This is a genomic window from Streptomyces sp. S6, assembly GCF_054880855.1.
Genome location: NZ_JBTYMC010000074.1, coordinates 1 through 26,479 on the forward strand (window position 1 = coordinate 1; position 26,479 = coordinate 26,479).

General features: G+C 70.5%; 27 protein-coding genes and 1 pseudogene. 13 read left to right on the top strand and 15 right to left on the bottom strand.

All coding sequences use genetic code 11. From position 1 onward, the window contains the following. Positions 1-1,347, top strand: a 1,347-nt coding sequence (locus ACVNF4_RS13175; RefSeq protein WP_461802953.1) for a SpoIIE family protein phosphatase, incomplete at its 5' end; no start/stop codon positions are given. An 84-nt stretch (positions 1,348-1,431) separates the two neighbouring features. On the opposite strand, the gene ACVNF4_RS13180 is transcribed toward ACVNF4_RS13175, so the two are convergent. After that, entirely contained in the window at positions 1,432-3,873 is a 2,442-nt protein-coding gene (locus tag ACVNF4_RS13180) for a transglycosylase domain-containing protein (protein ID WP_461802954.1), read from the bottom strand. Positions 3,874-4,143: 270 nt separating this feature from the next. Between ACVNF4_RS13180 and ACVNF4_RS13185 the strand changes: the two genes are divergently transcribed. From ACVNF4_RS13185 to ACVNF4_RS13205, 5 genes are all read left to right on the top strand, one after another. Continuing rightward, positions 4,144-5,052 carry an SPFH domain-containing protein gene (locus ACVNF4_RS13185; protein WP_461802955.1) on the top strand — a complete coding sequence of 303 codons (909 nt, stop codon included), beginning with the start codon at positions 4,144-4,146 and terminating at the stop codon, positions 5,050-5,052. Further along, the gene (locus ACVNF4_RS13190) at positions 5,049-5,276 is read left to right on the top strand and encodes a type II toxin-antitoxin system antitoxin (protein ID WP_461802956.1); all 228 of its coding nucleotides are present in this window, start codon (positions 5,049-5,051) and stop codon (positions 5,274-5,276) included. Before ACVNF4_RS13185 ends, ACVNF4_RS13190 begins: the two co-directional genes overlap by 4 nt. A gap of 121 nt (positions 5,277-5,397) precedes the next feature. Next, a complete protein-coding gene (locus tag ACVNF4_RS13195) occupies positions 5,398-5,922 on the top strand; it encodes a PadR family transcriptional regulator (protein WP_461802957.1) in 525 nt (174 codons plus the stop codon). Beyond that, complete coding sequence (locus ACVNF4_RS13200; protein WP_461802958.1) at positions 5,919-6,611, top strand: ABC transporter ATP-binding protein; 693 nt, start codon at positions 5,919-5,921, stop codon at positions 6,609-6,611. Before ACVNF4_RS13195 ends, ACVNF4_RS13200 begins: the two co-directional genes overlap by 4 nt. Next, positions 6,608-9,010: an ABC transporter permease gene (locus tag ACVNF4_RS13205; protein WP_461802959.1), complete on the top strand. Its 2,403-nt coding sequence runs from the start codon at positions 6,608-6,610 to the stop codon at positions 9,008-9,010. The genes ACVNF4_RS13200 and ACVNF4_RS13205 overlap by 4 nt, the downstream gene beginning before the upstream one ends. A gap of 152 nt (positions 9,011-9,162) precedes the next feature. Here the strand turns inward: ACVNF4_RS13205 and ACVNF4_RS13210 are convergent, their stop codons facing one another. After that, a complete protein-coding gene (locus ACVNF4_RS13210) occupies positions 9,163-10,113 on the bottom strand; it encodes a hydrogen peroxide-inducible genes activator (protein ID WP_461802960.1) in 951 nt (316 codons plus the stop codon). A 115-nt stretch (positions 10,114-10,228) separates the two neighbouring features. Here ACVNF4_RS13210 and ACVNF4_RS13215 point away from each other — a divergent pair, with 115 nt between their 5' ends. After that, on the top strand, positions 10,229-10,783 hold the full coding sequence (locus ACVNF4_RS13215) for a peroxiredoxin (RefSeq protein ID WP_461802961.1): 555 nt from the start codon (positions 10,229-10,231) through the stop codon (positions 10,781-10,783). Positions 10,784-10,785: 2 nt separating this feature from the next. Beyond that, positions 10,786-11,319 (top strand): alkyl hydroperoxide reductase, encoded by a 534-nt coding sequence (locus ACVNF4_RS13220; RefSeq protein WP_461802962.1) that lies wholly within the window; start codon positions 10,786-10,788, stop codon positions 11,317-11,319. A 111-nt stretch (positions 11,320-11,430) separates the two neighbouring features. Here ACVNF4_RS13220 and ACVNF4_RS13225 read toward each other — a convergent pair whose 3' ends face one another. Next, complete coding sequence (locus tag ACVNF4_RS13225; protein ID WP_461802963.1) at positions 11,431-12,021, bottom strand: TetR/AcrR family transcriptional regulator; 591 nt, start codon at positions 12,019-12,021, stop codon at positions 11,431-11,433. A gap of 48 nt (positions 12,022-12,069) precedes the next feature. Between ACVNF4_RS13225 and ACVNF4_RS13230 the strand changes: the two genes are divergently transcribed. The 3 genes from ACVNF4_RS13230 to ACVNF4_RS13240 are packed head-to-tail and all read left to right on the top strand — an operon-like array spanning position 12,070 to position 14,106. Next, positions 12,070-12,621, top strand: coding sequence for a GNAT family N-acetyltransferase (locus ACVNF4_RS13230; RefSeq protein WP_461802964.1), 552 nt, complete (start codon positions 12,070-12,072; stop codon positions 12,619-12,621). 56 nt (positions 12,622-12,677) lie between these two features. Continuing rightward, entirely contained in the window at positions 12,678-13,154 is a 477-nt protein-coding gene (locus ACVNF4_RS13235; RefSeq protein ID WP_461802965.1) for a YbaK/EbsC family protein, read from the top strand. 31 nt (positions 13,155-13,185) lie between these two features. Further along, positions 13,186-14,106 carry a DMT family transporter gene (locus ACVNF4_RS13240; RefSeq protein WP_461802966.1) on the top strand — a complete coding sequence of 307 codons (921 nt, stop codon included), beginning with the start codon at positions 13,186-13,188 and terminating at the stop codon, positions 14,104-14,106. Here ACVNF4_RS13240 and ACVNF4_RS13245 read toward each other — a convergent pair whose 3' ends face one another. The 6 genes from ACVNF4_RS13245 to ACVNF4_RS13270 all read right to left on the bottom strand — a co-directional run bounded on the left by ACVNF4_RS13245 (position 14,107) and on the right by ACVNF4_RS13270 (position 22,109). Continuing rightward, positions 14,107-15,423 carry an AI-2E family transporter gene (locus tag ACVNF4_RS13245; protein ID WP_461802967.1) on the bottom strand — a complete coding sequence of 439 codons (1,317 nt, stop codon included), beginning with the start codon at positions 15,421-15,423 and terminating at the stop codon, positions 14,107-14,109. Between the two features lie 126 nt (positions 15,424-15,549). Beyond that, positions 15,550-16,224, bottom strand: coding sequence for an aggregation-promoting factor C-terminal-like domain-containing protein (locus ACVNF4_RS13250; RefSeq protein ID WP_461802968.1), 675 nt, complete (start codon positions 16,222-16,224; stop codon positions 15,550-15,552). A 369-nt stretch (positions 16,225-16,593) separates the two neighbouring features. Next, positions 16,594-17,919, bottom strand: coding sequence for a PhoH family protein (locus tag ACVNF4_RS13255; protein ID WP_461802969.1), 1,326 nt, complete (start codon positions 17,917-17,919; stop codon positions 16,594-16,596). A gap of 311 nt (positions 17,920-18,230) precedes the next feature. Further along, a complete protein-coding gene (locus ACVNF4_RS13260) occupies positions 18,231-19,004 on the bottom strand; it encodes an isoprenyl transferase (protein WP_461802970.1) in 774 nt (257 codons plus the stop codon). A gap of 602 nt (positions 19,005-19,606) precedes the next feature. Then, positions 19,607-20,497, bottom strand: coding sequence for a methyltransferase domain-containing protein (locus tag ACVNF4_RS13265; RefSeq protein ID WP_461802971.1), 891 nt, complete (start codon positions 20,495-20,497; stop codon positions 19,607-19,609). A 772-nt stretch (positions 20,498-21,269) separates the two neighbouring features. Then, positions 21,270-22,109: an LLM class flavin-dependent oxidoreductase gene (locus tag ACVNF4_RS13270; RefSeq protein ID WP_461802972.1), complete on the bottom strand. Its 840-nt coding sequence runs from the start codon at positions 22,107-22,109 to the stop codon at positions 21,270-21,272. A 57-nt stretch (positions 22,110-22,166) separates the two neighbouring features. Here ACVNF4_RS13270 and ACVNF4_RS13275 point away from each other — a divergent pair, with 57 nt between their 5' ends. Further along, positions 22,167-22,541, top strand: a complete 375-nt coding sequence (locus ACVNF4_RS13275) for a DUF192 domain-containing protein (RefSeq protein ID WP_461802973.1) — start codon at positions 22,167-22,169, stop codon at positions 22,539-22,541. A 25-nt stretch (positions 22,542-22,566) separates the two neighbouring features. Next, entirely contained in the window at positions 22,567-22,833 is a 267-nt protein-coding gene (locus ACVNF4_RS13280) for a hypothetical protein (protein WP_461802974.1), read from the top strand. On the opposite strand, the gene ACVNF4_RS13285 is transcribed toward ACVNF4_RS13280, so the two are convergent. From ACVNF4_RS13285 to ACVNF4_RS13310, 6 genes and pseudogenes are all read right to left on the bottom strand, one after another. Beyond that, the gene (locus ACVNF4_RS13285; protein ID WP_461802975.1) at positions 22,811-23,416 is read right to left on the bottom strand and encodes an OmpA family protein; all 606 of its coding nucleotides are present in this window, start codon (positions 23,414-23,416) and stop codon (positions 22,811-22,813) included. The genes ACVNF4_RS13280 and ACVNF4_RS13285 overlap by 23 nt on opposite strands. 8 nt (positions 23,417-23,424) lie before the next feature. Next, positions 23,425-24,012, bottom strand: a complete 588-nt coding sequence (locus ACVNF4_RS13290; protein WP_461802976.1) for a hypothetical protein — start codon at positions 24,010-24,012, stop codon at positions 23,425-23,427. A 28-nt stretch (positions 24,013-24,040) separates the two neighbouring features. Next, complete coding sequence (locus ACVNF4_RS13295) at positions 24,041-24,694, bottom strand: pilus assembly protein TadG-related protein (RefSeq protein ID WP_461802979.1); 654 nt, start codon at positions 24,692-24,694, stop codon at positions 24,041-24,043. Then, on the bottom strand, positions 24,691-24,849 hold the full coding sequence (locus tag ACVNF4_RS13300) for a hypothetical protein (protein ID WP_461802977.1): 159 nt from the start codon (positions 24,847-24,849) through the stop codon (positions 24,691-24,693). The genes ACVNF4_RS13295 and ACVNF4_RS13300 overlap by 4 nt, the downstream gene beginning before the upstream one ends. A 118-nt stretch (positions 24,850-24,967) precedes the next feature. After that, on the bottom strand, positions 24,968-25,726 hold the full coding sequence (locus ACVNF4_RS13305) for a response regulator (RefSeq protein ID WP_461802978.1): 759 nt from the start codon (positions 25,724-25,726) through the stop codon (positions 24,968-24,970). Continuing rightward, positions 25,726-26,376, bottom strand: a pseudogene (locus ACVNF4_RS13310) (sensor histidine kinase); the annotation flags it as partial. The gene ACVNF4_RS13305 and the pseudogene ACVNF4_RS13310, both read right to left, overlap by 1 nt. Between the last annotated feature and the right edge of the window lie 103 nt (positions 26,377-26,479).

A 26,479-nucleotide genomic window follows, 5' to 3' on the forward strand; every position in this document is an offset into this window, starting at 1 on the left:
GCGGACGCGCCCGCCGCGCGGGCCGCGCTGCCGGAACTCCTCGGTGAGGAGAGCCAGTTGATCGTCCCCGGCGGGCAGCGCGCGATCCTCGCACCGCTGCGCGGCCGGCGCCGGGTGATCGGGGCGACGGTCTTCATCCGCCGCGCCGACCGCTTCCCCTTCGAGCCGGACGACCTCCTCGTCGCCGCCCAACTCGCCACGCACAGCGCGCTGGGCATCGACAAGGCCGTCCTGTACGGCCGCGAGGCGTACATCGCGGACGAGTTGCAGCGCACGATGCTGCCCGACCACCTCCCCCGCCCCACGGGCGTCCGCCTCGCCTCCCGCTACCTCCCGGCGGCGGAGACCGCGCGGGTCGGCGGCGACTGGTACGACGCGATCCCGCTGCCCGGCAGCCGCGTCGCCCTCGTCGTCGGCGACGTCATGGGCCGCTCCATGACGTCCGCCGCGATCATGGGCCAACTCCGTACGACGGCCCAGACGTTGGCCGGGCTCGACCTGCCGCCGCAGGAGGTCCTGCACCACCTCGACGAGCAGGCGCAGCGGCTCGGCCAGGACCGCATGGCGACCTGCCTCTACGCGGTGTACGACCCGGTGTCGCACCGCATCACGGTCGCCAACGCCGGTCATCCGCCGCCGGTGCTGCTGCATCTCGGCGGCCGGGCCGAGGTGCTGAAGGTGCCGCCGAACGCGCCGATCGGAGTCGGGGGAGTCGACTTCGAGGCCGTCGAACTGGACGCACCGGCCGGCGGCACGCTGCTGCTGTACACGGACGGGCTGGTCGAGTCCCGGCTGCGGGACGTCTGGACCGGGATAGAGGCGCTGCGCGAAAAGCTCGCCGCGACCGCGCAGTTGACCGGCCCGGACCACCCGCCGCCGCTGGAGGCGCTGTGCGACGAGGTGCTCGACATGCTCGGCCCGGGTGACCGGGACGACGACATCGCGCTCCTCGCCGCCCGGTTCGACGGGATCGCGCCGAGCGACGTCGCGTACTGGTTCCTGGAACCGGAGGACGCGGCGCCCGGCCGCGCCCGCCGGCTCGCCCGACGGGCCCTGGCCCGCTGGGGACTTGAGGAACTCAGCGACTCCGTCGAGCTGTTGGTGAGCGAGGTCGTCACCAACGCCGTCCGCTACGCCTCCCGTCCGGTGACCCTGCGGCTGCTGCGCACGGACGTCCTGCGCTGCGAAGTCGGGGACGACGTCCCGCAGTTGCCCCGGCTGCGGCAGGCGCGGGCCACCGACGAGGGCGGGCGGGGCCTGTACCTCGTCAACAAGCTGGCGCGGCGGTGGGGGGCCACCCGGCTCAGCACCGGCAAGGTGGTGTGGTTCGAGCTCAACAGGAGCTGAACCAGAGCCGGCTTCAGGACACCTCAGGACAAGGACGAGGCGCCCGGTACCTTCCGAAGGTACCGGGCGCCTCGTCTCGTTCCGCTACTGCTCGTCCCGCCCTTGACCGCCTCCCGGGTTGAACGGGCCCCCTCCGTTCGTCCCCTCGGTCAGCCCGCCGCCCGTCGGGGACGGGGAGTTGGTCGGGGTCGGGGACGGGGAGTTGGACGGCGACGGGGAGCGGGTCGGCGACGGGGTCGGGGACGGGCTCGACGACTTGCTCGGACTCGGCGACGGGCTCGGCGAGTTGCTGGGCGACGGGCTCGCGGACGGGCTCGGCGTGGGGGTCGCCGTCGGCTGGACGGCCGCGCCCTGCGTGGTGTCCAGGTCGAACTTGGAGACCTTCGTGGAGACACCGAACGTGTAGTCGGCCCAGATCTGCGCCGGGTAACCACCGCCGTTGATGCGGCCCTTGCCGGGGATGAGGCCGGTCGCACCGGTCAGGGTGACCTGCGGGTGCGGCGACTTCGCGGACTCGCCGAAGAGACCGACGGACGTCACCAGGTCGGGCGTGTAGGCCGTGAACCAGGCCGACTTGTTGTCGTCCGAGGTACCCGTCTTGCCCGCGACCTTCTGGCCGTTGCGCTGGTCGTTGTCGCGCACGGACGTCTTGGCCGTACCGTCGTCGACCACGCCGGTGAGGACGGAGGTGACGGTGTCGGCGGCCTCGCGGGGGATGACCTCGTCGCCGATCGGGTCCGGCTTGATCGTCGTCGTGGACGACTCGGCCTCCTCGATGATCGCCGGGGTGACCTTCTTGCCGTGGTTGTCGAGGGTGGCGTAGACGCCGGCCATCTGGAGGGGGCTCGCGCCCATCGTGCCGAGGGTCTGGGCGGGGACGGCCTTGAGGTCGGAGGTGTCCATGCCGAGGGCCTTGGCGGTGTCCATCACCTTGTCCATGCCGACGTCCACACCGAGTTGGGCGAAGACGGAGTTGATGGACTTGTTCATCGCCGTCTGGACGGTGACCTGGCCGTAGTCCTGGTCGTCCTCGTTCTCCGGGGCGAAGCCGATCGCGCTGCCGACGACGGGGCGCTTGCTGGTGCCGTCGTACATGCTGTTCACGGTGATCGGGTCGCCGTCCTGCGTCTTGGCGTTCTGCGCGAGCGCGGCGGCGAGGATGACCGGCTTGAACGTGGAGGCGGGCTGGTAGTCGGTGCGGGTGGCGTTGTTGATGTAGTGCTTGAAGTAGTCGGTGCCGCCGTACATCGCGAGGACCTTGCCGGTCTTCGGGTCGACGGAGACGGCGCCGGCCTGGACGTCGCCGTCCACCGCGCGTTTCTTCGGGTCGAGCTTGCTGGTGAGCTGGTCCTTGACGGACTTCTCCAGCGCCACCTGCTTCTTCTTGTCGATGTTGAGGGTGATGGTCCAGCCGCCGCGGACGACGAGGGCGTCGGCCTCGGACCGGTTGGCGGCGCGGCCGGTGGCGACGAGCTGCCGGGACAGCTCCCTCTTCGCCGCGTCGACGAGGTAGCCGACCTGGCCCTTGTTGCCCGCCGCCGGTTTCGGGTCCAGCGGGATCGGGAACTTCATCGCCTGCCGTTTGGTCTTGTCCAGCCAGTCCTGGCCGACCATGTTGTCCAGGACGTAGTTCCAGCGGGCCTGGACGAGCTTCTTGCCGGTCGGCGTGGCGCTCGCCCAGTCGTACTGGCTGGGAGCCTGGAGCAGGGCTGCGAGGTAGGCGCCCTGCTCGACGGTGAGGCGGTCGGCGTCGACGCGGTAGTACGCCTGGGCGGCGGCCTGGATGCCGTAGGCGCCCCGGCCGTAGTAGCTGGTGTTGATGTACCCGGCCAGGATGTAGTCCTTGGACTTCTGGCGGTCCAGCTTCAGGGAGATGACGATCTCCTGGAGCTTGCGGGTGACCGTCTGTTCCTGGGTGAGGTAGTAGTTCTTGACGTACTGCTGGGTGATGGTCGAACCACCCTGCGCGCCACGCCCGGCGACGGTGTTGAGGATGCCTCGGGCGGTCCCCTTCAGGTCGATGCCGGAGTCCTGGAAGAACGTCTTGTTCTCGGCGGCGACGAAGGTGCGCTGGACGGGCTTGGGGATCTTGGAGAGGGCGACGTTCTCGCGGTTGAGGTCACCGTCACGGGCGAGGATCGTGCCGTCGCTGTAGCGGATGACGTTGCTCTGCTTCTGGGCGTCGAGGTTCCCCCCGTTGGGGATGTCGATCATCAGGTAAGCGGTGATGAAGGCGCCTATGCCCAGCAGGCAGACACCCAGGAACGTCCCCAGGATCTTCTTCCAGGTGAACATCCTGCGCAGGAGGCTGCGGCCCTCCTTCTTACCTTTTTTCTTACCGCGAGCTTGCGCCTGTGCCGCCTTGCGGGCCGCCGCCCGGCCGCCGGGTATCGGGCCCGGGTCGGCGCCGGGCTCCGCAGCGGCCTCGGGTACCGCCGGTGACGCGGATTCCTGCGCCGAGTGGTCCCTGGGCGCGGCGCGGCGGCCTCCGCGCTGTCGCGCACGTCTGTCGTCCGCTCGTCCCATGAGTCCGCTCGCTCCGCTTCCTTCTCGGCAGTCACTCCAGTGCCCGTGGGGCAGGTCAGCTCAGAAAGCTAACACCGCTCTCTATGACAAAGGTCCGTCGATACGGACTCTTACAGGCGTGAGGTTCAGCACCTGGGCACAACAGGCCCCGGGGGCACTTCCGTTCCTCCCCAATGTTTTCGACGCTTCCGAACGCCTCGGGGTTGCCGCGGAGCGAAAAAGTGATATCACTTAGCTAGACCAACGCTAGTGACTTCGGGGGGACCACCCATGAACGAAACGCACATGACGGACAATCCGGTCAACGAGTTTCCGGCACACAGCTCCGGCGGCGGCGCCTTCCTGCTGTTCGGACTCGTCGGGACTTTCGGGGGCATCGGTACGGCGGCCTCCGCGTCGGCCGTCACCTCCGTCGCCGTGAAGGCGGCTCTCATCGCGACCGGTTCCGTCGTCGGCGTCGTCGCCTTCTTCACCCTCTTCGGGCTGAACATGATCGCGCCGGGCGAGGCACGTGTCGTCCAGCTCTTCGGGCGGTACCGGGGGACGCTGCGCAGCGACGGGCTGCGGTGGGTGAACCCGCTCATGTCCCGCAAGAAGATCTCGACGCGCGTCCGCAACCATGAGACGCCCGTCCTGAAGGTGAACGACGCCTACGGCAACCCCATCGAGCTGGCCGCCGTCGTCGTGTGGCGCGTCGAGGACACCGCGCAGGCGACCTTCGAGGTCGACGACTACCTGGAGTTCGTCGGCACCCAGACCGAGGCCGCCGTCCGGCACATCGCCATCGAGTACCCGTACGACGCCCACGACGAGGGCGGTCTCTCGCTGCGCGGCAACGCCGAGGAAATCACCGAGAAGCTGGCCGCGGAGCTGCGCGAGCGCGTCCGCACCGCCGGTGTCGAGATCATCGAGTCACGCTTCACCCATCTCGCGTACGCTCCTGAGATCGCCTCCGCGATGCTCCAGCGGCAGCAGGCGGGTGCGGTCGTGGCAGCGCGCCGGGAGATCGTGGACGGCGCGGTGGGCATGGTCGAGGCGGCACTGGCCCGGATCACGGAACAGGACATCGTGGAACTGGACAACGAGCGTAAAGCGGCGATGGTCTCCAACCTGATGGTCGTCCTGTGCGGCGACCGCGCCCCCCAGCCGGTCCTCAACACCGGAACCCTCTACCAGTGACACCCCCCTCCGAACGCCGGCCGCAGCAGCGCAAGCAGGTCCTGCTGCGGCTCGACCCGTCCGTCCACGACGCCCTCGCCCGCTGGGCCTCCGACGAACTCCGGTCCGCCAACGCGCAGATCGAGTTCCTGCTGCGGAAGGCGTTGCAGGAGGCGGGGAGGTTGCCGGGCGGTGCGGGGCCGCTGCCGCGGAGGGGGAGGCCGCCGGGGCCGCCGTCGGCCTGAGGGAAAGCCCTGTTCCAAACCCGTGACAATCGCCCCCCACCTGCACTGACACCCCTCCCCCACCCCCACTACACACCCCGCGTATACACACGACGTATACACCGCATGTACAGTCCTCCCCATGTCCATCGGTCACACCCTCCTGGGACTCCTGGAGTCCGGGCCCCGCCACGGTTACGACCTCAAGCGGGCCTTTGACGAGAAGTTCGGTCATGACCGGCCGCTGCACTACGGCCAGGTCTACTCGACGATGTCGCGGCTGCTGAAGAACGGCCTCGTGGAGGTCGACGGCGTGGAGGCGGGTGACGGGCCGGAGCGGAAGCGGTACGCCATCACCGGCGCCGGCATCACGGACGTCGAGCGGTGGCTCGGGACGCCGGAGAAGCCGGAGCCGTACCTCCAGTCGACGCTGTACACGAAGGTCGTGCTGGCGCTGCTGACGAAGCGCGACGCCGCCGACATCCTCGACACGCAGCGCTCCGAGCACCTGCGCAGCATGCGCATCCTCACCGACCGCAAGCGCAAGGGCGACCTCGCGGACCAACTCATCTGCGACCACGCCCTGTTCCACCTGGAGGCCGATTTGCGCTGGCTCGAACTCACCGCCGCCCGCCTGGAGAAGCTCCGCGAGGTGGTGGCCCGATGACCACCGCCCCCGCAGGCTCCCTGCTGACCGCGCAGAACCTCCGCAAGGCGTACGGCCCGACCCTCGCCCTGGACGGCGCCGAGTTCTCCATCCACCCCGGCGAGGTCGTCGCGGTGATGGGCCCCTCCGGCTCCGGCAAGTCGACGCTCCTGCACTGCCTCGCAGGGATCGTCACCCCCGACGAGGGCTCGATCATGTACGACGGCCGTGAGATGGCCACCATGAACGACGCCGAGCGCAGCGCCCTGCGCCGCTCGGAGTTCGGATTCGTGTTCCAGTTCGGCCAGTTGGTCCCCGAACTGACCTGCGTCGAGAACGTCGCTCTCCCGCTGCGCCTCAACGGCACCTCCCGCAAGGCCGCCGAGAAGACGGCCCTCGGCTGGATGGAACGCCTCGAAGTGGACGACCTCGGCCGCAAGCGTCCCGGCGAGATCTCCGGCGGCCAGGGCCAACGCGTCGCCGTGGCCCGCTCGTTGGTCACCAGCCCGCGCATGGTCTTCGCCGACGAACCGACCGGCGCGCTCGACTCCCTCAACGGCGAGCGCGTGATGGAGCTGCTGACCGAGGCCGCCCGCACGACCGGCGCCGCCGTCGTCCTCGTCACCCACGAGGCACGCGTCGCCGCCTACTCCGACCGCGAGATCGTCGTCCGCGACGGGAAGTCGCGTGACATGGAGCGCGTCGTATGAGCGACAGTCGTACGGGCAGCACGAGATCGTGGGTCCGGGACCTCTCCATGGGGGTGCGGTTCGCGTTCGCCGGGGGGCGTGAAGGCTGGTCGCGGGCGCTGCTGACGGCCGTCGGCGTGGGGCTCGGGGTGGCACTGCTGCTGCTCACGGCGGCGGTGCCGAGCGCGCTGGACGCGCGGGACGCTCGCGAGGAGGCGCGCTCGGACTGGGTGGCCGACCACAGTATGCCGAAGTCCGACGACACGCTCCTGCTCGTCCGCGCCCAATCGACGTTCCGCGAGATGGACGTGCGGGGACGGCTGATCGAGCCGGAGGGACCGCGGGCTCCGCTGCCGCCCGGGGTGAAGGCGTACCCGAAGCCGGGCGGGATGGTCGTCTCGCCGAAGCTGAAGGAACTCCTCGCCTCCGACTCCGGGAAGCTGCTGCGCGAGCGGCTGCCGTACGAGATCGTCGGGACCATCGGGGACCAAGGGATCGTCAGCCCCCAGGAGTTGTCGTACTACGCGACCGTCGCCGACCTCGAATCGAAGGTCCGCGAAGGGTATACCGAGCGGCTGAACCGGTTCGGGACACCTCCGACGCGACTGTCCCAGGCCCCCGATCCGATCCTCGTGCTCCTCACGGTCATCGTGATCGTCGTCCTGCTGATGCCGGTCGGCGTGTTCATCTCGGCGGCCGTACGGATCGGCGGTGAGCGGCGTGACAAGCGGCTCGCGGCGCTGCGGCTGGTCGGCTCGGACGGGTTGATGACCCGGCGGATCGCGGCCGGCGAGGCGCTCGCGGGAGCGCTCCTCGGGCTCGTGTTCGGCGCCGCGTTCTTCCTGATCGGACGTCAGCTCGCGGGCCGGATAGAGCTGGCGGGTGTCAGCATGATGCCCGGCGACCTGGTCCCCTCGACGCTCCTCACGCTGCTGGTGATCATCGCGGTGCCCGCCTCGGCCGTCGCCGTCACGCTGTTCACGCTGCGCGGCGTCGTCATCGAACCGCTCGGCGTGGTGCGCACGGCTCGCCCCACCCGGCGCCGGCTGTGGTGGCGGCTGCTGCTGCCGGTCGCCGGTGTCGGGCTGCTGTACCCGATGATCGGGCAGGGACGCACCGGCGGCACCTTCAACGAGTACCTCGTCGTCGCCGGTGTCGTCCTGCTGCTCATCGGTATCACCGCGCTGCTGCCGTGGATCGTCGAGACGGCCGTCTCCCGGCTCGGTTCCGGCGGTGTGTCATGGCAACTGGCTGTGCGCCGACTTCAGTTGAGCAGTGGTACGGCGGCCCGGATGGTGAACGGGGTGGCCGTCGCGGTGGCCGGAGCGATCGCGCTCCAGATGCTGTTCGCCGGGATCGAGGGCGACTACACGAAGGACTCCGGGAAGGACACCCGGCGCGCGAACATGCAGGCCCAGGTGTCGTCGTTCGACCAGCTGACCAAGTACCAGACCGAGTACCGGCGGACCCCCGGGGTGGAGCGGGCCGTGGCGCTCGCGGACGCCACCGTCGGTGACCAGAGGTACTTCGACACCGATGGCGACAGCGGCCGTTTCCTCTCGGCCACGCTCGGCGACTGCGCGAGCCTGAAGGAGGTGGCCGCGCTGCCGTCCTGCCAGGACGGGGACGTCTTCCGGGTGCCTGGAGGCGGTGACGGCTTCGAGTCCGACACGACCGTCCGGCTGCCTGACGCGAGTGGCAGCAGCGAGGACATGGGTCTGCTGAAGGCCGGTTCGGTCATCACCTACGGACTGGACCCGGACAAGCGCGGCACGGCGACGTGGACCGTACCGGCCGACATCAAGACGGCTCGCTCGATCAAGGACCCCACGGGACAACGGCGCTACGGACTGCTGATGACGCCGAAGGCCATGCCGAAGGCCCTGGAGAAGACCGCGTACGGCAGCGTCCTCATCCGCGTCGACCGGTCCGTTCCCGACGCGGTCGACCTGGTCCGCAACACGGCGGCACGCCTCGACCTGGGGGAGGAGCCGACGATGTGGTCCTCGTTCGAGACGAACAAGGACTACGCGAAGATCCGTACCGGTCTGCTGGTCGGCGCGGCCTGCGTGCTCGCCCTGATCGGCGCGAGCCTGCTGGTCTCCCAGCTCGAACAGCTCCGTGAGCGGCGGAAGTTGCTCTCCTCGCTGGTCGCCTTCGGCACCCGGCGCCGGACGCTCGGGCTGTCCGTCCTGTGGCAGACGGCCGTCCCGATCGGCCTCGGTCTGGTCCTCTCGGCCGGTATCGGGATCGCCCTCGGCTCCATCCTGCTGAGCATGACCGACGCGGACATCCGGATCGACTGGGCCGGCGTCCTCACGATGACCGGGATCGCGGCGGGGGTCGTCCTCCTGGTGACCCTGCTGAGCCTGCCGCCCCTGCTGAAGCTGCTCAAGCCGGACGGGCTGCGCACGGAGTAGGACACCGGTCCCGGGCGCGACGGAGGTGTCCGGGGACCGGGTACGGGACGGTGTGGGGAACAGGGCCGTTCCGGGAAAGGGGGGGCGGGGGACGAGGGCGGTGGGTGGCGTGGCCGGGGGGCCGCGTCACACCACCGCCCTTTCCGCGCACGTCAGTCGACCACCCGCACCGGCAACTCCCGCAGCGCCACCCGCAGCGCCGCCGCCAACTCCCCGTACTCCGCCGCCCTCCCCGCCCCCCGCCGCGCCACGAGAGCGATACGGCGAGAGGGGGCCGGGGCGGCGAACCGGGCCGTCCGCAGGCGGGAGTTGCGGCCCGTCTCGACGGGGACGGCGGTGGCCGGCAGGAGCGTGCAGCCGAGGCCGCCCGCGACGAGTTGGACGAGGGTGGCGAGGCCGGCGGCGGTCGTGGTGACCGGGGTGTCGTCCCGGCCCGCCTCCCGGCAGACGTCGAGAGCCTGGTCGCGCAGACAGTGGCCCTCGTCGAGGAGCAGGAGGGCGGTCTCCCTCAACTCCTCGCGGGAGAGGTCCTGTCGGCCGGCGAGGGGGTGGTCCAGCGGGGTGACCAGGACGAAGTCCTCGTCGAACAGGGGGAGTTCGACGAGGCCGGGGACGCCGAGGGGGACGGCCGACAGGAGGAGGTCCAGGCGGCCCGCCGTGAGGCCGTCGAGGAGGCCGGCCGTCAGCTCCTCGTGGACCTGGAGGTCGAGGGTCGGGTAGCGGTCGTGGACGAGTCCGATGACCGTCGGCAGGAGGTAGGGCGCGGCCGTCGGGATCACGCCGAGCCGCAGCGCGCCGGTGAAGGGTGCGCGGACCGCGTCCGCCTCCTCCAGCAGCTCCCCGACCTCCGCGAGAACGGCCCTCGCGCGGACGGCGATCCGCTCGCCCGCCGGGGAGAGGAGCACCCTGCGGGTCGTCCGCTCCAGGAGCGTCACCTCCAGGGTCTCCTCCAGCGCGGCGACCGCTCCGGAGAGCGCGGGCTGGCTCATGCCGAGCGCCGCGGCGGCGTCCCGGAAGTGGAGGTGCTCGGCGACCGCCGCGAACGCCCTCAGCTGGGCCAGACTGGGCTGGCGCCTCTTGGCCCCGACGCTACTCACGGTCACCGATATCCCCCTCCGATCAGGATGTCCGATTGTAACTATTTCCGTAATCAATGCACCTTGTGCAAGCATCTGCCTCGACCAACCCTGATGCCTCGGCCCTATACGAGGAGCGCTCGTGCTCACTGTCGGTGACAAGTTCCCCGAGTTCGAACTGACCGCCTGCGTCTCGCTGGAGAAGGGGAGGGAGTTCGAGACGATCCACCACAAGACGTACGAGGGAAAGTGGCTCGTCGTCTTCGCGTGGCCCAAGGACTTCACCTTCGTCTGCCCCACCGAGATCGCCGCGTTCGGGAAGCTGAACGACGAGTTCGCCGACCGTGACGCGCAGGTCCTCGGCTTCTCCGGGGACTCCGAGTTCGTCCACCACGCCTGGCGCAAGGACCACGCCGACCTGCGTGACCTGCCCTTCCCGATGCTGGCGGACTCGCGGCACGAGCTGATGCGGGACCTCGGCATCGAGGGGACGGACGGGTTCGCGCAGCGTGCCGTGTTCGTCGTCGACCCGAACCGGGAGATCCAGTTCACGATGGTCACGGCGGGGTCGGTCGGGCGCAACCCCAAGGAGGTGCTGCGGGTGCTGGACGCCCTCCAGACCGACGAGTTGTGCCCCTGCAACTGGACCAAGGGCGACGCGACCCTCGACGCGGCCCGGCTGCTGGCGGGTGAGTGACCGTGTCCCTCGACGCCCTCAAGTCCGCGATACCGGACTACGCCAAGGACCTCCGGCTGAACCTGAGTTCGGTCATCACCAACTCCGAACTCCCCACGCAGCGGCTGTGGGGGACGGTCCTGTCGACGGCCATCGCCTCCCGCTCCCCCATCGTCCTGCGTGAACTGGCGCCGGACGCGCGGGAGATGCTCTCCCCGGAGGCGTACCGCGCGGCCAAGACGGCCGCCTCGGTCATGGCGATGAACAACGTCTTCTACCGCACCCGCCACCTGCTGACCGACCCGGAGTACCACCACCTCCGCGCGGGCCTGCGCATGAACATCCTCGGCAACCCCGGCGTCGACCGCACCGACTTCGAGTTCTGGGCCTTCGCCGTCTCCGCCGTCAACGCCTGCGGCCTCTGCCTCGACTCCCACGAACAGACCCTCCGCAAGGCGGGAGTCGACCGCGAGACGATCCAGGAAGCCTTCAAAATCGCCTCGGTGATCCAGGCGGTGGGGGTGACGCTGGAGGCGGAGGCGGTCCTGGAGGACTGACCCCGCCGACCGACGGCCCCGCTCACCCCGGTCGAGCGGGGCCGTTCGCATCGGCCGGCCGCACGAGGCGGTGCCGTAGGCCGCCGACCCGTACCGAGTGATCGCCGCTGATCAACGCGAGGCGGTCAGGGCGGCCAGGTAGTCGTCCAGGAGTTCGGCCTGCCGCCGAGGTGGGAACGCCTCCGGGTCGAGCAGTGCCTGGACCACCAGGCCGAGCACGAAGGCCTGCGCTCCGGCCGCGATCCGGGCGGGGTCGCCAGGGGGGAGTTCGCCGAGGTCCTGGGCCGCCGCCACCCGCTCGGTCAGCCGGTCCCGGCTCTTCGCGTACTTGCGGGCGTAGTCGGCGCTCAAGGCGGGGTCGGAGAGGGCGGTGTCCCAGGAGGAGACCCAGATGCGGTTGCTGTCGGTGGCCTCGGGGGTCAGCGGCAGGATGTCCAGCAACGCGTCCCTGAGGGCGGCCAGACCTTCCCCCGTGGAGCGGCGGGGGCGGGAGAGGGTGCGCTGTTCGAGCAGGTCGAGGGCGTACTCCACCAGGGCCTGCTTGGTGGGGAAGTAGTGCGTCAACAGGCCGGTGGTCGCGCCGAGTTCGGCGGCGACGGCGCGCAGGGTCAGGCCGGCGAAGCCGCGGGTGGCCATGACCTGCCAGACCGCCGCGGAGACGTCGCGTCGACGGGCTTCGTGATCTCCCTTGGTGCGTGCCATGCTGCCACGGTACATTGACACAACACTTGTTATGTAAATGGGGGTTACATGTTCTCGCTACCGCTGCGCGACGGTGTTCATCTGCGTGAGCTGGAGGTCTGGCACGCCGAGGAGTTCGCCGGCCACCTGGACCGGGCCCGCGAGCACATCCGCCCCTGGGTCGGGCCCTCGTTCGTCACCGCCGACGTGGACGGCGCGCGGGCCACGCTGAAGCGGTACGCCGCAGGACAGGCCGCCGACGGCGTCCGCCTGTACGGCATCTGGCAGGACGAACTGCTCGTCGGCGGCGTGATGTTCACCGCCTTCGACGCCGCTTTCGGCTCGTGCGAGATCGGCTGCTGGCTGGAGCCGTCCGCCGAGGGCCACGGCCTGATCACGCAGGCGTGCGGCGCGTTGCTGGACTGGGCGTTCACGTCCCGGGGACTGCACCGGGCCGAATGGCACTGCCGGGCCGACAACGACCGCAGCTCGGCGGTGGCCCAGCGACTGGGCATGACGCTGGAGGGGGTGCGGCGCGAGGCATGGCCGTACGAGGGCGTGCGCCACGACAAGCAGCTCTGGGCGGTCCTCGCTCCCGAATGGCAGGCCCTGGACCGGTGACCGGGGACGGCCTCGTCCGGCAGACGATTCACCGACCCCGCGCATCAGGAGTCATCGTGCACGAGAGAGTACGACGAGTGCGTGCCGCCCTGCGAGAGCACGGCATCGCCGACGACGTCGTCGAACTTCCGGCCCCGGCACCCACCGCCGCCGCGACAGCCGCCCAACTCGGCTGCGCGGTGGGGGCGATCGCCAACAGCCTGGTCTTCTCCGTCGACGGCGAGCCCCTGCTCGTCCTGACCAGCGGAGCCCACCGGGTGGACACCCGCCTGGTGGCCGGCCTCCTCGGCGTGGGCCGGGGCAGGATCCGCCGCGCCGATCCCGCGTTCGTCCTCGCGGTGACCGGCCAGGAAGTCGGCGGCGTGGCGCCCGCGGGCCATCCCCGGCCGGTGCGCACGCTCGTCGATGTCGCCCTGGACGACCACCCGCACATCTGGGCCGGCGCCGGCCTGCCGCACACCGTCTTCCGTACGACGTTCACGGAACTGGTGAAGCTGACCGGCGGCGAGGCCGCCGTGGTCTCCGCCGACTGAACCCGACGGCCCTACCAGAACGGAAACCGATGTGAACGGTGGCCTGTACGTACTGACCGTGGCGATATGGGGCTCCACCTGGCTGGCGATCAAGGGACAGCTCGGCGAGGTCCACCCGACGGCCTCGATCGCCTACCGGTTCGCGCTGGCCGCCGCGGTGATGCTGGCCTGGGCGGCCTTCCGCCGGCTGCCCCTGCGCTACCCGCCGCGCGTCCACGCGCAGTTCGCCCTCGCGGGCGCGCTGATGTTCTCCACCAATTTCGTGTGCTTCTACTTCGCCGAACACGACCTCGCCACGGGACTCGTCTCCCTGATCTTCGCCATGTCGCTGCCGCTGAACACCCTGTTCGCGCGCCTGTTCTTCCACCGCACCGTCGCAGGACGCGTGCTGGCCGGCGGTGCGGTGGGCCTGCTGGGCATCGGCACCGTGTTCTGGCCCGAGTTCACCGACCTCGACCTCGCCTCCGGGACGGGCCGGGGCATCGTCCTCTCGGTCCTGGGAACCGTGGTGTTCTGCCTGGGCAACGTTGTCTCCGGCAAGACCCAGGCCGCGGGCATTCCGGTGATCCAGAGCACGGGGTACTCCATGGCGTACGGAGCGCTGCTGATGGCGCCTCTGGCCCTGACCCTGGGCGACGGACCCGCCTTCGAACTCACCCCGCAGTACACGGGTTCGCTGCTCTACCTCGCGGTCATCGGTTCCGTGATCGGCTTCGGCGCCTACCTCACCCTGCTCGGCCGCATCGGCGGCGAACGGGCGGCCTACGCCACCGTGCTCTTCCCCGTCGTCGCCCTGCTCCTGTCCACCGTCTTCGAAGACTTCCACTGGACCGCACGTGACCTGGTCGGCGTCCTGCTGATCCTGGCAGGCAACGCACTGGCCCTGACCGATCCGGCCCGGCTCCGGACCCTGATCCGTGGCCGCCGCAGCGCCCTGACCACTCGCGACTAGCTACCGCTCGTCCCCGTCCTGATCCTCCTCAAGGACCAACTCCTCCTGCTCACTCGCATACGCCCGCAGATACCCCACAACCGTGTTGGTCACCGCCACCAACGGCACCGCCACCACGGCCCCCCCGATCCCCGCGACCATCCCCCCGGCGGCGACGGACAGCACGACCGCCAGCGGATGCACCCGCACCGCGCGGCCGAGGATGAAGGGCTGGAGGATGTGGCCCTCGATCTGCTGGACGGCGAGGACGACGGCGAGGGTCATGACGGCGGTGAAGGGGCCCTGGGTGACGAGGGCGACGAGGACCGCGAGGGCGCCGGAGGCGACGGCTCCGACGAGGGGGATGAAGGAGAAGAGGAAGATGAAGACGGCGAGGGGGACGGCCATGGGGACGTCGAGGAAGTAGATGCCGAGGCCGATGAAGATGGCGTCGATCAACGCGACGACCACCGTGCCTCGGACGTAGGCCGTGAGGGTCGCCCAGGCGCGGGGGCCGGCGCCTGCCACACCCTCGCGGGCCGCGGCGGGGACGAGCTTGAGGGCCCACTCCCAGATGCGGCGGCCGTCGTAGAGAAGGAAGAGGGTGGAGAAGGCGGCGAGGAGGATGCCCGTCAGCAGCTCCACGACGACCGTCACGCCTTCGAGACCGGCCGAGGTGATTTCGTCCGCGTTCGCGCCGACCGCCTCGCGGAGGTTCTTGGCGATCGCGTTGATCTGTTTGTCGGTGACGTGGAAGGGGCTGTCGAGGAGCCAGCGGCGGAAGTCGTCGATGCCGGACTGGATCTGCCCGGAGAGGTTGTCGATGTTCTCCATGACCTGCCAGGTGACGAACCACCCGAGCAGCCCGATCACCACGAACCCGAGGAACGCCGTGAGAGCGGTCGCGAGACCACGCGGCACCCCCCGCCGCTTCAGCACGGCGACGGTGGGCTCCAGCAGGGCCGTCAGCAGCAGCCCGATGACGAAGGCGAAGACGACGAGCTGGACCGCGCCGATGACCCGCATGAGGATCCACACGGTCCCCGCGAGCACCAGCAGCCGCCAGCTCGCCTCAGCGGCGACCCGGACACCCCAGGGGACGGCCAGGGCGGGGTCGGTACGGGGCGCGGCGGGGCGGGAGGCGCGGCGGGCGGGGGCCGGTGCGGTGGACGACGCCGGGTCCGAGGCCGTCATCGATGTCGTCGGTCTGGGCCTCGGCTTCGGCTCGTCCAGCACCCCGCCGTCGCGCTCGACCTCGGCACGCCGTTCGTCGAGCCGCTCCCCCATCTCGGTCAGGCCCGCGCCGAGCCTGCCGAGCCACCCTGGTACCCGCGACATGATCCGACCTCTTACCCCGTGTCCTCGCACCACTCCTCCCCGGGAGTCGTCCGCACCGACCGTACAGGGCGACAGCCCCTCCCTTAAGACGGGGAGGGGCTGTCGGAGGTTGAGAGACCGGTAGGGCTAGTACCAGTTGTTCGCCTGCCAGAACGACCAGGCGTCACACGGGCTGCCGTAACGTTCGTTCATGTAGTTCAGGCCCCACTTGATCTGCGTGGCCGGGTTGGTCTGCCAGTCGGAGCCGACCGAGGACATCTTCGAGCCAGGGAGCGCCTGGAAGAGGCCGTAGGCGCCGGACGAGGCGTTGACGGCGCGGTAGTTCCAGCTCGACTCGTGGTCGACGATGTTCGAGAAGCACTGCCACTGGCCGCCGGCGACCATCTGGCGGGCCATCGACTGGATCTCGGAGATGGAGTACGAGCTCTGGACGGGGAAGTCGCCCTTGGCCGCCTTCGCCTTGGCCTCGGCCTCCGCCTTGGCCTTCACCGCCTCTTGGGCGGCCTCCTTCTTGGCGATGGCGACCTCGGCCGCGGCCTTGCGCGCGGCCTCCTCGGCGCCCTTCTTCGCGCTCTCGTCCGCGGCCATCGCCTGGTAGGCGGCCTGCTGCGTCAGAGAGGCGGTCTGGACCTCCGCCTGCTGCCCCACGGGGATGTCCGCGAGGAGGGTGGCGTCGTCCGCCTTCGTCTGGATGTCGTTGGGCTGCGCGACACTGCCCGACGCAACGCCGACAACGCTTCCGACGGCGGTGACCGCGGTGGCAGAGGCCACTGCGAATCCCCGGACCGAGACCCGGCTCACACGGTTTCCTTCCAGCGACGCCCGCTTCGGTGACCCTGGCGGACGCGATCGTGCCCCTGGCGCTGGCCTCCGACTTCACGGTCACTGGAGACACTGGCCCACCGGCGACTCCCGGGAGGGGGGCGCCTTCTGGTGCTCGGGCGGCGTACGACGTCGTCTGTGAAGTTGTGGTGTGGCTGTGTCGTACGCGGGGCCTGACAGAATCGAGACTCTGCCGTAACCAGCCGCCGATGACAATTCCGAGCCAGGTGTGAAAGCTCACATCGCGTGTGAGGCAAGGGATTTCGGCGAACCGCTCGCACACAGCGGCGCCGTCCCGCTAGGCTCTCGCCCTTTGCGGAACGGCGCCGGCCGCCTGCCGATTACGGGTCAGATGCTGCCGTCCTCCAGCATTTCGGTCACGAGCGCGGCGATCTGGGAGCGCTCGGAGCGGGTCAGCGTGACGTGCGCGAAGAGCGGGTGCCCCTTCAGCTTCTCGACGACGGCCACGACACCGTCGTACCTCCCCACCCGCAGGTTGTCGCGCTGGGCGACGTCATGGGTGAGGACGACACGGGAGTTGGCGCCGATCCGGGAGAGGACCGTCAGGAGAACGTTTCGCTCCAGGGACTGGGCCTCGTCGACGATGACGAACGCGTCGTGCAGGGAGCGCCCCCGGATGTGCGTGAGGGGGAGGACTTCGAGCATCCCGCGTGCCGTCACCTCCTCGATGACCTCGCGGCTCGTGACGGCCGACAGCGTGTCGAAGACCGCCTGCGCCCACGGACTCATCTTCTCGGCCTCGGAGCCGGGGAGATAGCCGAGTTCCTGCCCGCCGACCGCGTACAGCGGGCGGAAGACCATCACCTTCTTGTGCTGGCGGCGCTCCAGGACCGCCTCAAGTCCCGCGCACAGCGCGAGCGCCGACTTGCCGGTGCCGGCCCGGCCGCCCATCGAGACGATGCCGACGTCCGGGTCGAGCAGCAGGTCGAGCGCGATGCGCTGCTCGGCGCTGCGGCCCTTGATGCCGAACGCCTCCCGATCGCCGCGCACGAGGCGGATGTTGCCCTCGGGGGTGACCCGGCCGAGGGCCTTGCCGCGCTCCGACTGGATGGTGAGGCCGGTGTGCACGGGGAGGTTCGCGGCCTCCGGCACGTACACGTGTCCCTCCTCGAAGAGGACGTCCACCTGGTCGCCCGGCAGCGCCAGTTCGGACATGCCGGTCCAGCCGGAGGAGTCCGTGATGGCGAGTTCGGCGCGGTACTCCTCGGCGAGGAGACCGACCGAGGACGCCTTGATGCGCAGCGGCAGGTCCTTCGAGACGACGGTGACGTCGTACCCCTCGGCCTGGAGGTTGCGGGCGACCGCGAGGATCCGGGTGTCGTTGTCCCCCAGCCGGTAGCCGCTGGGCAGGATGCTGGGGTCCGAGTGGTTGAGCTCGACACGGATCGAGCCGCCCAGTTCCCCGATCGGGATGGGCGCGTCCAGGCGGCCGTACTTCACCCGGAAGTCGTCCAGCAGGCGCAGCGCCTGACGGGCGAAGTAGCCGAGTTCGGGATGGTGCCGCTTGGCCTCCAGTTCGGTGACGACGACGATCGGGAGCACGACTTCGTGCTCCTCGAAACGTGTCATCGCGGACGGGTCGGCCAGCAGGACGCTGGTGTCGAGAACATAGGTGCGCCGGTCGGACTTGTGGCGCTTTGTGCTGGTCACCACGGAAGGACGTACCCCCTCGGATGAGGTCGGGGAGCGACGGAGTGGAGCTGGACCGGTCCGAGACCCGTTTGCACGGGCCGGGGACCGGCCCTCCACTGCTTCGTCCGTGCCGTGACCGCACGGTCGGGCTGGTGCAAAGGGCCTCCCGGGCGGACGGCCCCGTGCCGTCCGCTGAGATCCGACACCCGTGGGTCGGGTGTCGACCTGCTTGCCTTATGCCCTCTAATTTGCGCCGTCATGCCACGGCAAAGCGCGGCGTCCTGGTGAACAGCTTGTTACGTGTGAGGTGAGAGGCTGTGCGGCCGTGGCGGTCAGCCGCCGAAGCGGCGGTGGCGGGCCTCGTAGTCGCGCAGGGCGCGCAGGAAGTCGACCTTGCGGAAGGCGGGCCAGAACACGTCGCAGAAGTAGTACTCGGAGTGCGCGGTCTGCCACAGCATGAAACCGGACAGCCGCTGTTCGCCGCTCGTGCGGATCACGAGGTCGGGGTCCGGCTGGTCGCTGGTGTAGAGGTGGCGGCCGATCATGTCGATGTCCACGGACTCCGCGAGGTCGTCCATCGACACGCCTCTGTCCTGGGCGTCCTGGAGCATCGAGCGGACGGCGTCGGCGATCTCCTGCCGGCCGCCGTAGCCGATGGCGACGTTCACCAGTATCCCGTCGACGTCCGCCGTGGCCTGCTCCGCCTCTTTCAGCGTGAGCTGCATCTGGTCCGGCAGCAGGTCCTTCGTGCCGACGTGGTGGACGCGCCAGCGGCCGTCCGAGGCGAGCGTGCGGACGACGTCCTCGATGATGCCGAGCAGGGGGACGAGTTCGTCCTTCGGGCGGTCGAAATTGTCCGTCGACAGCAGCCAGAACGTGACGACCTTCACATCCGTCTCGGCGCACCAGCCGAGGAACTCGGACATGTTGTCGGCGCCGGCGCGGTGGCCGTGGACGGTCGACGAGCCCGCCGCCTTCGCCCAGCGGCGGTTGCCGTCCATGATGACGCCGATGTGCTTCGGCACCTGGGTGTGGTCGAGGTGGCCTTCCACCCGTCGTGCGTAGAGCCTGACCAGCAGGCCGCGCAGTTTGTCGCGCAGGATCACGATGTTCAGCCCCTCCGAAACGGCGGTCCCCGCAGGCGGGGAAGCTTACCCCTAGGGGGAGTTGGGGTGACCCATACGGGGTAGGGATGTCAGATTGCCCGGACGCCGGGGTGGGGCGGGGGCCGCGGGGGGGGGTGGGGCATGGGGTGGGGCATGGGGTGCGGCTGAGGTGGGGCTTGGGTCGGGCCGGGCCGGGCAATAAAACGGGCCGGTCCGTGGGGGGGATACGGACCGGCCCGAGGGGGGGAGTTCCACCATAACCCTTCGTGAGGGATGCTGCGCGCATCAGCGCGAAATAATTACTCTCCGAAGTTGTCCGGCGACGCCGATCAGGGGGTCGAGGCCCTGTTCGTGGGGGTTTCGTGGCCGGAAACGAGAGGTCTCACGGGGTCCCTCGCACGGGGGAACGTGACGTGAGGCGTTCATTTGACGAGGGCGGCACCGCACGGTCCCCTCCACTGCGCGGTGCCACCCCCGCAGCTTTGCTGGCGCGAATTGCCGTCGCTGAATTTACGTGACGCCGGGGGCTCCGGGTACTCGTTCGCGATAACGATGTGGAAACCCTGTGGAGATCACAGACTCCGCCGACGGTTCCCGGCCATTTATCCCCGGACGGCGCCGAGATGCCTGCGCGCCTCGATCAGGTGCCGCGCGCTGTACGCGACGAAGGGACCCTCGGCGGTGATACGCCGGTGCAGGGCCCTCAGCTCCGTCTCGTACCGGGCGGACGTGAAGCCGGGGACCATCCACACGACCTTCCGCAGGAAGTGAACGACAGCGCCGATGTCGTGGAACTCCATCCGCAGGCGCTCCACCCTGAGGTCGACGACCTCCAGCCCTGCGGCCTTCGCCGCCGCCGACTCCCTCTCCGGGTGCCGGTCGCAGCTCACGTCCTCCGGCAGCGGGCCGAGGAACTCCTCGACCAGCTCGAACGCGCTGCGGTGGCCGACGTGTTGGGCGAAGTAGGTGCCGCCGGGGGTGAGGACCCGGGCGATCTCCGTCCACTCGGGCCGCACGGGGTGACGGCTCGACACGAGGTCGAACGACGCGTCGGCGAAGGGGAGTCGAGTGTCGTCGGCCTTGGTGCGGACGACCACCACTCCCCTGGGCCCGAGGAGTTGGGTCGCCCTCGCCGCGTTCGGGGGCCAGGCTTCCGTGGCCGCGAGGGTGCGGGGTGGGTTCGCCGTCCGCCCCAGCGCGAAGTCCAGGACCTCCCCTCCCCCGGTGTCCAGGTCCACCGCCGCCCCCGCCCGCGCAAGCCGTCCCGCCAGCGACACCGCGTACCCCCAGGAGGGCCGCGCCTCGGTGGCCCGGCCCTCGAACCAGGAGAAGTCCCAGCCTTCGGTCGGCACGGCGTCGGCTTCGGCGACGAGGGATTCGTAGGCCGGGGAGTCGGTGGGGAGGGGGGTGGAGGGCGCGGGTTCGGTGGGGAGGGGGGTGGAGGGCGCGGGTTCGGTGGGGAGGGGGGTGGAGGGCGCGGGTTCGGTGGGCATGGGGCGATGGTGGCAAAGGGGCGGGCGGGGGCGCCGCCGAATTTCCCGGCCCGGGCTTCCCCGGCTCCGAGCCTTCGCACCCGTCCCCCCTCCGCACCCGAGGCTCCCTACCGCCCCGCGCTCCCGGGCTTCGGGCCCCCGGCTCCCCCACTCCAGCGCTCCCCGCCCTCCGGGCCTCCCGCCTTCCCGTCTTCCCTGCCTCCCGGCTCCCCGGCCTCCGGGCCTCCCGTCTTCACGGCTCCCCGGCTCCCCGGCTCCCCGCCCTCCCGCCTTCCCGGCCTCCGGGCCTCCCGGCTCCCCGCCCTCCCGCCTTCACGGCTCTCGGCCTCCCGCCCTCCCGGCTCCCCGGCCTCCCGTCTTCCCTGCCTCCGGGCCTCCCGCCATCACGGCTCCCCGGCTCCCCAGCTCCCCGGCTCCCCGGCTCCCCGCCCTCCCGGCCTCCCGGCTCCGGCTCCGGCTCCGGCTCCGGCTCCGGCTCCGGCTCCGGCTCCGGCCCAAGGCTCCCCGGCTCCCCGGCTCCCCGGCCCCCCGGCTCCCCCACTCCAGCGCTCCCCGCCCTCCGGGCCTCCCGCCTTCCCGTCTTCCCTGCCTCCCGGCTCCCCGGCTCCCCAGCTCCCCGGCTCCCCGCCCTCCCGGCCTCCCGGCTCCGGCCCAAGGCTCCCTGGCTCCCCGGGCCTTCGGGCTCCCGGGTTCCCCGTATTTCGGGCTCCTCCGCTTCCGGGCTGCCCGGTGCCCCGGTCCGAGGCTCTCCCTCGCCCCGGCCGGCCCCGGCTCACTTCACCAGTGGCCCCACCTCCCGTGCTGTGAACCTCAGGAAGCCCTCCGGGTCCGGGTCGTCGGGGGTGGGGAGGAGGACGACTGTGTCGGCGCCGGCGTCGGCGTAGCGGCGGACCTCTGCCGCGACCGTCTCCGCGTCACCGGCGACGCCGACTCCGGTGAGGTTCTGGGCGGCCAGTTCGCGGGTGAGGCGGGCGGAGGCGTCGTCGCCGGTGGCGGTGAAGAGGTAGACGACGATGCGGTGGGAGGGGCCGGTGGCGGCGCGGATCTCGCGGACGCGGTCCGGGGTCGCCGACTCGTTCAGGACGGTGCCGTCGGCGATGCGGCCCGCGAGGCGCAGGGTGCGGGGGCCGATGCCGCCGACCAGGACCTCGACGGGCGTCTCGGGGGGCCAGCCGAGGGTGACGTCGTCCAGCGTGACGTACACGCCCTTGCGGTTGACGCGTTCGCCGTTCAGGAGGGCGCGCAGGGCGCTCGTGTACTCGCTGAGGAGCGTCAGCGGGGAGTCCGGGCGGGCGCCGACCTGGGCCATCCAGTCCTGGACGCCGTGGCCGATCGCCAGGGAGAGGCGGCCGGGGAACATGCGGTGCACGGCCGCCGTCTCCATCGCGGTGAGGGCGACGTTCCGCAGGGGGACGGGGAGCAGGCCGACGCCGATGCGGACGCGGTCCGTCCAGGCGAGGGCCGCTGCCGCCGCCGTGAGGCCGCCCTGGAGGAAGCAGTCCTCCCACAGCCAGAGTTCGTCCAGGCCCTCCTCGTCGGCCAGGCGTACGGCCGTCTTCAGGCGTTCCGGGGGGAGTTGGGGGCGGAGGATGGCACCGAGGCTGATCGTCATGGAGTCTTACTATCCAGGTACGGGACTCTCCATGTTGCTGGTGCGGAGGTGGTGGGCGTGGGGCGCTGGCGGGACGGGCGGGGTGTGCTGGTCGTGGGGGCGGCAACGGGTTCGACGGAGGTTCCTCTGGAGATCGCGGCCTCGTACCGGGCCCGTACGAAGGGGCTCCTCGGGCGGGACGCCGTCGAGGGGGCGCTGCTGCTGTCCCCCGCCTCCGGGATCCACACCTTCCGGATGCGGATGCCCATCGATGTGGCCTATCTCTCCCGGGACTTGAGGGTGCTGGCTGTGCGGACGATGGTCCCCGGGCGGTTGGGGCTGCCTCGGGTGCGGGCTCGGCATGTGCTGGAGGCCGAGGCGGGGGTGATGGCCGGGTGGGGGATCAAGGCCGGGGTGCGGGTGGAGGTCGTGGTGGACGGGGGCGTGTCCTGAGGGTGGGGGTGTCGTTGTCGTACGCATGAAGAAGATCGTTTTTGCGGTGCTGCCGCTCGCTGCCCTTGTCCTCGCCGCCGGTCCGGCGCATGCCGACAACGACTCGAACTTCGGGTCCGGGGTGAACGCGGCCGACAACTGGAACTTCACGGCCGCCGACGTCTGTATTCAGGAGCTCGCCGTCGTGCCCGCGCTCTCCGACTGGACCGGCGACCACAAGAACAACTGCTCCAACGGGAACGTCATCGACCACTCCGGGCTCGGCTCCCTCACCCCTCTCTCGGGAACGTGATCTCCACCCGGCGGTTCTTCTTGCGGCCGGATTCCGTGGAGTTGTCGGCGATGGGGTACTGCTCGCCGTAGCCGCGGACGTCGAAGGTGAGGTTCGGGTCGTTCAGCTCGTCGTCCAGGACCGCCTGGACGGCGTTGGCGCGCTGGCGGGAGAGGACGTCGCCGTGGGCCGATGAGCCCAGGTTGTCCGTGAAGCCGAAGACTCTGATCCGGGTCGCGTTCTGCTTCTTGATCTCGTCCGCGATCACCGCGATCCTCGCCCTCGACGCCGGCGTGATCTTCGAACTGTCCTTTCCGAACAGCACCTCCGCCTGGAGCGCGAACTTCACGTCCGCGTTCGTGTCCTCCCTGCGTTCGTCCCCCGTCTGGTCCTCCACCACCTGCTTGATGTCCAACACCTTCGGCGCGGCCAGCGTCCCGCCCTGCGGGAGCTTCAGGTCGGGGTCGTTGGGGTCGACCTTGACGGGGGCGGAGGCGGAGGGTTCGGTGCCGGGGGGGACGCTGGGGGTGTCGTCGGCTCGGGCGGGGGTGGTGAGGGGGAGGGTGAGGAGGAGGGCCGCCGTGAGGGTGAGCGTGTGTTTCATCGGCGGCCTCACCCGGAGATACCGATCGTGGCGGCCGGGAACATCGGCAGTTGGAAGGCGACTTCGGTGGTGGCGGCCGGGGGCGCCGGGAACTGCATGAAGACCGGGAGGGACTCACCCGCTTTGAGCAACGGCAGGGAGGTCGTCGTCAAGGGCCGTCCGTCGGTGTCGCGCAGCACGTAGTAGCGCTTCTTGCCCTTGGAGTCGACCAGCGTGGCTCCGCCGAGGGACGTGCCGTTCCTGATGATCTCGGTCTCGTTCCCGCTGAGTTGGGAGGGGACGATCACCGTCTTGGAACTGTCGTTCTTCAGCGTGCCGTTGACCGTGACGAAGCCCCCCGAGTCGCGTTTCGCGCTGGTGATCTGGAGCAACAGGCCGGACGGTCCCTTGAGTTCGGCGATCGGCTGCTCCGAGTCGCCTTCCTGCGTACTCGGCTTGGAGCCACCGGTCGTCCTCCCGGCGGACGACGGGGCGTCCGGCTTCTTGTCGTCGCCACCCCCTCCACCACCGCATCCGGCCGCGCCGAGGGCAAGACCGACCGCGAGGGTCAGGGCGACCGTCCCCCTGCGGGCCTTCGTCGTGAACCGAATGCTCATGCCTCTGCTTCCTTAGGTCTGGGGCGGGTCAGTCGACCAGGTGGACGTCGAACAGGTCTCGGGGTCTCGGCAGTTGGAGATCCTGCGGGTCCAGGTGCCACTTGACACCGTCACAGTCGAGCTCCGGGAGGGACACCGGCGGGATGTCTCCGCCGCCGCCCGGAGGGGTGGGATCGGGCGTAGGGGTAGGCGTGGGGGTAGGGGTCGACGACGGGAGCGGGTCGAATTCGAAGGAGCACAGGGACTCGACGACCGCCGTGGCGTGTGCCTTCGAGCGGTAGTTCTCCGAGCCGGGCACGACCGAGTCGCCCACGGACTTGTTCGTCTGCAACTCGACCGTGTACCGCATGAATCCGGGACCGCAGTACGACACGGTCGCGTCGTTCGCCCCGGCGAGCTGGTCCGCCCGCCAGCAGCCGTCGACCGCGCCGACGCCTTCGAAGATGGCGTTCCACTTCGCGGGGTCGAGGACACTGTCCACCCAGTCCGCGGCGAGCTGGTCCCGGGTCTCCTGGGCAGCCGCCAGCGCGGCGGCGTCGGCGGCGGCCTGGGCGTCGCCCCTGTTCGCGCCCGCCTGGCCGACCGCGAGGTAGGCGAACGCGAGGAAGAGCAGGCCCGCCACCACCGTGATGTAGATGGGGAAAGCCTGCCCTGCGTCGTCGCGTCTACGGGGTGGCGTCAGCCTCCGGCGACGTTGGCGATCTGTGTCTTGATGGCGTTGTAGATCGTCTGCCCGATGTCCGTACCCGTGATCGCCAGCACGATCGCCACCACCACGGCGATGATCCCGAGATACTCCACCGCGGTCTGGCCCTTGTCGTGGCGCAGTTTGTTCATGGGTCTGTCCTCCGGTCGCACGGGGGGTTCGGCCGTGTTCGGCGGGAGTGTAGGCGGTGGGGGAAGAGGAAGGGGAGGGTCCGGGGGCCCAAAGGTGGGCCCAAGAGGGGGAGGGCATTCAGCTCACCCCCTGGACGGGGGGTGGGGTGGTGCCGAGCCAGTGGGCGGTGGCTTCGGCGCGGGTGGTGCTGTGGAGTTTGGCGAAGATCCGGTTGATGTGGTTCTTGACGGTCTTCTCGCTGATGAAACAGGCCGCGGCGATCTGCTGGTTCGACATGCCGGACACGATGAGGTCCATGATCTCCGCCTCCCTCGCACTGAGCCGGAACCTCCCCCTACCTTTCACAGACTCTCCCACAAGTGGTTGCACTCGCGAAAGCGGTTTGCCAAAAGTCCCTGCATGATGAGGGTTTGGTGGGTCATGGTCGTGTGCAGTCGCACTCGACTGGAGCCCGTCCAGCACAGCCGTGGCCGCAGTGGGCGTCAAGTGCGCCCGCCCCCGCACGACATCGCGCACGGCGTCCACCAACTGCCCGGCCCCGAACTCCCCGTGGACGAGGTACCCGCGCGCCCCGAGCCGCAGCGCACCGCGCACGGTCTCCGGTTCGCCGCTGTACGTCAGCATGAGGACGGGGGCGAGCGCCGCGAGCCGGGGCAGGGCGGCGAGCCCGTCGCCGCCGGGCATGCGGACGTCGAGGAGGACGGCGTCGGGGCGGTGGAGTTCGGCGAGTTCGCACGCCTGACGCCCGTTCTCCGCCTGGGCGACGACGTCGATGCCCTCGGCGCCGGTGAGCAGCGCGGTGAGGCCCGCGCGGACCACGGGGTTGTCGTCGGCCACGAGCACTTTCATGCGCTGCGCCCTTCCAGTGGGGGTCATCACGCCGCTCCTCGTCCGGACGGGGGCCGGGGTCCGGGTGCGGGGGTCTGCTCCAGGGGGAGTTCGAGGCGGACCTCGGTCCCCTGCACGCCCGCCCCGACACTCAGTCGCGCCCCCAGTGCCGCCGCCCGCTCGGTCATGCCGAGCAGCCCGTAACGCCCGGCCCCGCGCAGGGCGTCCAGGGAGGTGCCGGGCGGCAGGCCCTTGCCGTCGTCGTGGACGGTGACGCGCAGGACACCGCCGTCCACGCCCGCGCCGACCTCGACGCGGGTGGCGTCCGCGTGGCGGTGGGCGTTGTCGAGGGCCTCGGCGGTGATGGTGAGCAACTCGCGGGCGACGGCGGGGGGTAGGGGGACGGTGCTGCGGTCGCCGGTGGTGCGGTAGGTGGCCGGGAGGGCGGTGCGGGAGGTGAAGTCCGCTGTGCGGGAGGCCAGTTCGTCGAGCACGTCCAGTTCCTCACCCTCTTTGTCGCGCAGGTCGTCGAGCAGTTCGCGGGACTCGCCCGCCGCCTGCCGGGCCGCCGAGGCGATCGACTCGGCCTGTTCGCGCACGGGGTGGCCGGCGCCGGCGGCCAGCGCCTCCGCGGCGAGCGCGACGCCGTACAGGGACTTGGCGAGGGAGTCGTGCATCTCCCGTGCGAGGCGGGCGCGTTACACCCTCCGCTACGCGTGCGCCCCCGCGATCTCCACCAGATGCACTGGTCTGCGCTCCCGCAGCGACAGAGCGCACGCCTCGGCGATCCGCAGCGCCTGA

Bases quoted from the DNA above. Each gene is read 5' to 3' on its own strand.
- ACVNF4_RS13180 (WP_461802954.1), bottom strand. From the start codon at position 3,873: ATGGGACGAGCGGACGACAGACGTGCGCGACAGCGCGGAGGCCGCCGC.
- ACVNF4_RS13185 (WP_461802955.1), top strand. From the start codon at position 4,144: ATGAACGAAACGCACATGACGGACAATCCGGTCAACGAGTTTCCGGCA.
- ACVNF4_RS13195 (WP_461802957.1), top strand. From the start codon at position 5,398: ATGTCCATCGGTCACACCCTCCTGGGACTCCTGGAGTCCGGGCCCCGC.
- ACVNF4_RS13200 (WP_461802958.1), top strand. From the start codon at position 5,919: ATGACCACCGCCCCCGCAGGCTCCCTGCTGACCGCGCAGAACCTCCGC.
- ACVNF4_RS13205 (WP_461802959.1), top strand. From the start codon at position 6,608: ATGAGCGACAGTCGTACGGGCAGCACGAGATCGTGGGTCCGGGACCTC.
- ACVNF4_RS13225 (WP_461802963.1), bottom strand. From the start codon at position 12,021: ATGGCACGCACCAAGGGAGATCACGAAGCCCGTCGACGCGACGTCTCC.
- ACVNF4_RS13230 (WP_461802964.1), top strand. From the start codon at position 12,070: ATGTTCTCGCTACCGCTGCGCGACGGTGTTCATCTGCGTGAGCTGGAG.
- ACVNF4_RS13245 (WP_461802967.1), bottom strand. From the start codon at position 15,423: ATGTCGCGGGTACCAGGGTGGCTCGGCAGGCTCGGCGCGGGCCTGACC.
- ACVNF4_RS13265 (WP_461802971.1), bottom strand. From the start codon at position 20,497: ATGCCCACCGAACCCGCGCCCTCCACCCCCCTCCCCACCGAACCCGCG.
- ACVNF4_RS13270 (WP_461802972.1), bottom strand. From the start codon at position 22,109: ATGACGATCAGCCTCGGTGCCATCCTCCGCCCCCAACTCCCCCCGGAA.
- ACVNF4_RS13280 (WP_461802974.1), top strand. From the start codon at position 22,567: ATGAAGAAGATCGTTTTTGCGGTGCTGCCGCTCGCTGCCCTTGTCCTC.
- ACVNF4_RS13285 (WP_461802975.1), bottom strand. From the start codon at position 23,416: ATGAAACACACGCTCACCCTCACGGCGGCCCTCCTCCTCACCCTCCCC.
- ACVNF4_RS13290 (WP_461802976.1), bottom strand. From the start codon at position 24,012: ATGAGCATTCGGTTCACGACGAAGGCCCGCAGGGGGACGGTCGCCCTG.
- ACVNF4_RS13300 (WP_461802977.1), bottom strand. From the start codon at position 24,849: ATGAACAAACTGCGCCACGACAAGGGCCAGACCGCGGTGGAGTATCTC.
- ACVNF4_RS13305 (WP_461802978.1), bottom strand. From the start codon at position 25,726: ATGACCCCCACTGGAAGGGCGCAGCGCATGAAAGTGCTCGTGGCCGAC.